At 42.0% G+C, this 4,926-nt stretch carries 4 protein-coding genes; all 4 read right to left on the bottom strand.

All coding sequences use genetic code 11. The features are described from left to right. Positions 1-179: 179 nt before the first annotated feature. Positions 180-1,433, bottom strand: coding sequence for an OprD family outer membrane porin (locus B2Y23_RS09915; protein WP_291370565.1), 1,254 nt, complete (start codon positions 1,431-1,433; stop codon positions 180-182). 424 nt (positions 1,434-1,857) lie between these two features. Then, on the bottom strand, positions 1,858-2,877 hold the full coding sequence (gene dmpG / locus B2Y23_RS09920) for a 4-hydroxy-2-oxovalerate aldolase (RefSeq protein WP_291370567.1): 1,020 nt from the start codon (positions 2,875-2,877) through the stop codon (positions 1,858-1,860). A gap of 11 nt (positions 2,878-2,888) precedes the next feature. Next, a complete protein-coding gene (locus tag B2Y23_RS09925; RefSeq protein ID WP_291370570.1) occupies positions 2,889-3,785 on the bottom strand; it encodes an acetaldehyde dehydrogenase (acetylating) in 897 nt (298 codons plus the stop codon). Between the two features lie 38 nt (positions 3,786-3,823). Further along, positions 3,824-4,621 (bottom strand): fumarylacetoacetate hydrolase family protein, encoded by a 798-nt coding sequence (locus B2Y23_RS09930; RefSeq protein ID WP_291355599.1) that lies wholly within the window; start codon positions 4,619-4,621, stop codon positions 3,824-3,826. Positions 4,622-4,926 lie beyond the last annotated feature (305 nt).

Raw genomic sequence — 4,926 nt, forward strand, 5'->3', positions numbered from 1 at the left:
TCAACTGATACAAATTTACGATCAAATACTATAAAAAAACGATAATTTAAATATTTGTTTTTAAATAATTTATTTAAAATTGAAACCCTTAATTTTCTCAAGGTATTTAATAACAAAATAGCTTTCCATACATCAAAAAAGCGACTTATCTAAAGTCGCTTTTTTATTGCACTGCTTAATCAGAACTTATAGGTATAAGTCGTTGCTACACGGTACTCTTTCAGGTCTGATTTCCAGTCAAAATCAGTATCGATATACATCGCCTGGAAGCCTAAACCTTTCAGTTTGCCCTCTGGTACAGTGTAATTAACAATCAAATTCAGCTCATCTGATTTCTGATCTTTCAAAATACCGGTCTGAGTTTTTACATCGGCATCTGAACCTGTGAAGTAGACTGCAGTGGCATTTAAGCCTTTGGCACCCAATTCAGAGAAGTCATAAGCATAAGTGAAGCCCCATGATTTTTCATTCGGATTGGTAAAGGTCGCTACCCCCCAGTTGGTCAGGTAAGGCTGCGGCACCCAGCCACCTAAGGTCGGGAATGCTGAATCGCCAAACATTTGCTGGTAACCCAAGCCAACCGTATGTGAACCGTAATTCACTTTTGCAGCAACCGACAAAGCCTGGTTATCAATATCACCATACAGCTTGTCACCTGACTCCGAGTTGTCAAAGTAACGGATGTGGCTGTCTAGTTTGGCTTTTTCACCCAGCTTGGTTTTGTAAGCAGTACCGACATAATGTTGCTGATAAATATCTTTAACATCGGCATACCAGTAGCTGCCCCCAATTTCTGGCGTGAACTGGTGATCCACACCGGCAATATACATACCATCCGCTTTGGCACCATTGTCATACGCAGGTGGGGCAAATTTGGTTAAATCACGGAACTGGTTGTCATAACGGTTGTTAATGCCGTCAATATACGCCAGGGTTAACTTGGTATCTTTAAGGTCTTTCGATTCCAACCATGCACCGCTATAAGTGGTTAGCAACTGACGCGATGGATCAAAAACCAGTACTGGAGATACCGGTAATAATTCACCCACTTTTAATTCAGTTTGTGACACTTTGGCTTTTAAGGTTGCACCGACTTTACCAAAGTTGTCTTTCGACTCTTTGCCATCATGCGGCAAGACCCAGTCCGGATTCTTATCACGACCGTTTAACTTAAATGCATGCTGAACCAAAAGATCGGCACCGACCTGAATACCGCCACCGATATCCTGATAACCCGATTTTGCATCCAGTGTGATGCCTTGAGACCATGAACCCCAGTTATTTTGCGGAAGGTCCGCATACTGACGGTCGAGATAAAAGTTTTTAAATTTAAGTTGCACTTGGCTGTCGTCAACAAAATCTGCATAAGATGCAGTTGTCCCTAAAGTTGCTGTCGCAGCAAGCATTGCTATCCATAAATTTTGACGACGCATGGCTGAATTCCTAGTAATCAAATCAAGCTATGGCGCCATCATGCTGAACTATTCTATGAAAAAAAATCCGACCAGAGTCTTAAGATTGCAACCACTTACCGTTATTTTTTTAATTTTAAATGGAGCCTCTTTATTTCCTTAAGAACTTTAAACAATAAGATATTTCACTCAAAATTTATTCCATTACTTTTAAAGCCTTGTTCCAGTGTTTGTTTTTATCAAAATTTACTTTTTAGAACGCTTAAAAAAAATAATTAATCGTTTTTAAGTTTAAACACTGTTTAAATCCAATTAAGCATTTGATTATATTAATATATCTTAACTATTGAATGATATTTTTTATCTATAAATTAAATATTTAGGCATAAAAAAAGCACCCTAAACCGGGTGCTTTTTCGCTTTATTTTAAACTAAAACTTAAAAATCAAGCTTGAGCTTCTTTGGCTTTAGACATGGTCAATGCCAAGTCTTCAATCATGTCTTCCTGACCACCAACAGTGCCACGACGACCAAGTTCCATCAGGATTTCACGCGCAGACACACCATATTTCGCTTCAGCACGTTTAGCAAACAACAGGAATGAAGAATAAACGCCTGCATAACCTAAAGTTGCTGCATCACGGTCGGCACGGATCTGATGGGTCATCATTGGAATGATGAGATCTTCCGCAACATCTTGAACTTTAAACAAGTCCACACCTGTTTCCATTTGCATACGGTTAGCCACCGCAACAAACAGTTCAAGTGGTGTATTCCCTGCTCCTGCACCTAAACCAGCAGAAGCCAAGTCAACACGTGTTGCCCCAGCAGTCACAGCAGATACAGAGTTGGCAACACCCATACCCAAGTTATGGTGACCGTGGAAACCGATTTCGATGTCTGAACCCAAGTTGGCACGTAAAATACCTACGCGGTCAGTCACATCTTGAGGAAGCATGTAACCTGCAGAATCCGTTACATAGATACAGTTAGCACCGTAAGACACCATTTTTTGCGCTTCTTCAAGCAGCTTTTCTGGAGTCGCCATGTGCGCCATCATCAAGAAGCCCACAGTATCCATTCCCAGTTTGCGCGCAGCAGTAATGTGTTGTTCAGAAACGTCGGCTTCAGTAGAATGTGTTGCAACACGAATGGTTGCCACGCCTACATCATGCGCCATTTGCAAATGATCAACCGTACCGATACCCGGCAGTAAAAGTGCAGATACTTTTGCCTGTTTCAGGTTTGGAATCACAGCTTTTAAGTATTCTTCATCAGTTGCCGCTGCAAAACCGTAGTTCACAGAGTTACCGCCCAAGCCGTCGCCGTGTGTGACTTCGATTAAAGGTACACCTGCATCATCCAAAGCAGTTGCAATGGCAACCATTTGCTCAGGTGTAGTTTGATGGCGCATAGGGTGCATGCCATCACGTAAAGTCATATCATTAATAATAATCTTAGACATGAAGATGCTCCTTATGCTTCAACTGCGTTTAAAACACGTTCTGCAAACATTTCTGCGGTACGCGCAGCTGCTGCAGTCATAATGTCGAGGTTACCGGCATATTTAGGCAGGTAATCACCCAGACCTTCAACTTCAAGGAAGATGGATACACGGCTACCATCAAATACTGGACCGTTGACCAGTTTGTAACCCGGTACGTATTTTTGAACTTCTTTAATCATGGCATGCACAGATTCAGTAATCTCTGCTTGATCTGGCTCACCTTCAACCAAACAATGTACTGTGTCACGCATCATCAGTGGTGGCTCTGCCGGGTTAATGATGATGATCGCTTTACCCGCTTTTGCACCACCCACTTTTTCAATCGCACCAGCTGTAGTACGCGTGAATTCATCAATGTTTTTACGTGTACCCGGACCGACTGATTTAGTCGATACAGTCGCGATGATTTCACCATATTCAACCGGTTGAACACGTGAAATTGCTGCAACCATAGGAATGGTTGCCTGACCACCACAAGTCACCATGTTCACGTTTGGCACTTCGCCCGCGTCTAACAAAGCTTCAAGGTTTACAGGTGGAACGCAGAAAGGACCGATCGCAGCAGGTGTTAAGTCAATCATTAACACGCCAAGTTCGTTCAACTTGCGGCTGTTTTCAGCGTGAACGTATGCAGAAGTTGCATCGAATGCAATTTTGATTTCGTCAGCTTCAACGTGAGGAAGTAAACCGTCTACACCGTCAGCAGTAGTTTTCAAACCCATTTTCGCAGCACGTGCCAAGCCTTCAGAAGTTGGGTCAATACCCACCATCCATACTGGCTCTAGAAATTCGCTGCGTTGTAATTTATACAGCAAGTCAGTACCAATGTTCCCTGGACCGATCAATGCACATTTAATCTTTTTCATGAACAATTTCTCTTAAAAAACGCTCTTAAAATCTGGACTTATTCAGCAGCGAATGCAGCAGTTACAGAACCAAAACCTTCAATTTCAACCAGGAATTCATCACCCGAGTTGGCGACAACCATAGGCCCAAGCGCACCTGTTAAAATGATGTCACCTGCAAGTAAAGGACGGCCACGACGTACCATTTCATCGGCCAGCCAAACAGCTGCATTTAATGGGTTTGAAAGACATGCTTTACCAACGCCTTGAGACACGATTTCTTCACCGCGTTTCATGGTCATTTTGCAGTTTACAAGATCGAGATTTTCTAGTTTCACAGGACGTGAACCCAGAACATAAGCTGCAGAAGATGCGTTATCTGCAACAGTATCAATTAAACTGATTTTCCAGTTTTCGATACGGCTATCTACCACTTCTACAGCAGGCAGTGCATATTCAGTGGCACTAATAATGTCTGCATAAGTGTGTTTTTCTTGGGTTAAATCTTTGTTGATGATTAACGCGATTTCTGCTTCAACTTTTGGCTGAATCAATAGACCCGCTGGAATCGCTTCGCCATCACCATAAGCCATGTCAGCAAACAGCATACCGAAGTCCGGTTGGTCTACACCCAGCTGCGCTTGTACAACTTTAGAGGTCAAACCAATTTTACGGCCAACCAAACGACGACCTTCAGATAATGCACGCTCTGTATTTACTTCCTGAACGGCGTATGCGATATCCACGTCAGCACTTTCACCACCAAGTTGCGGGCGAACAGGTGCAATCGCAGTTTTTGATAATTCAGCGTCACGTAATGCTTGCGCAACTGATTCAACAACAGCAGAATTCGACATCAATGTTTCCTTAAACTGCAAAAATTGGACTTATACCGTTAGCGATGGGAATGCGATGAACAACAAGAAAAAATCTATGCACTGATCAAAGCCATCAGCAAATGGGTGCTGCCATCTAGGCAAACGCGTATATGTATAAACAGTTTTAGAATCGGAAAATTGCGGTTTTTATGCCAAGCGTTATTTTATTTATGACAATAGCTAATTCCTATAAATTAGCTTGGTTTTATTTTTCAAAAACAAGTATATGAACTAAATATAAAAATAATTTTCTATATGGGCTTAAGCAGAAATTGTCAGATTGA

This window comes from Acinetobacter sp. UBA5934 (assembly GCF_002430855.1).
In the GTDB taxonomy this organism is placed as follows: domain Bacteria; phylum Pseudomonadota; class Gammaproteobacteria; order Pseudomonadales; family Moraxellaceae; genus Acinetobacter.

What these genes read in the sequence shown, in the direction of transcription:
- B2Y23_RS09915 (WP_291370565.1), bottom strand. Translation starts at nt 1,433, where the DNA reads ATGCGTCGTCAAAATTTATGGATAGCAATGCTTGCTGCGACAGCAACT.
- dmpG (WP_291370567.1), bottom strand. Translation starts at nt 2,877, where the DNA reads ATGTCTAAGATTATTATTAATGATATGACTTTACGTGATGGCATGCAC.
- B2Y23_RS09930 (WP_291355599.1), bottom strand. Translation starts at nt 4,621, where the DNA reads ATGTCGAATTCTGCTGTTGTTGAATCAGTTGCGCAAGCATTACGTGAC.
- B2Y23_RS09925 (WP_291370570.1), bottom strand. Translation starts at nt 3,785, where the DNA reads ATGAAAAAGATTAAATGTGCATTGATCGGTCCAGGGAACATTGGTACT.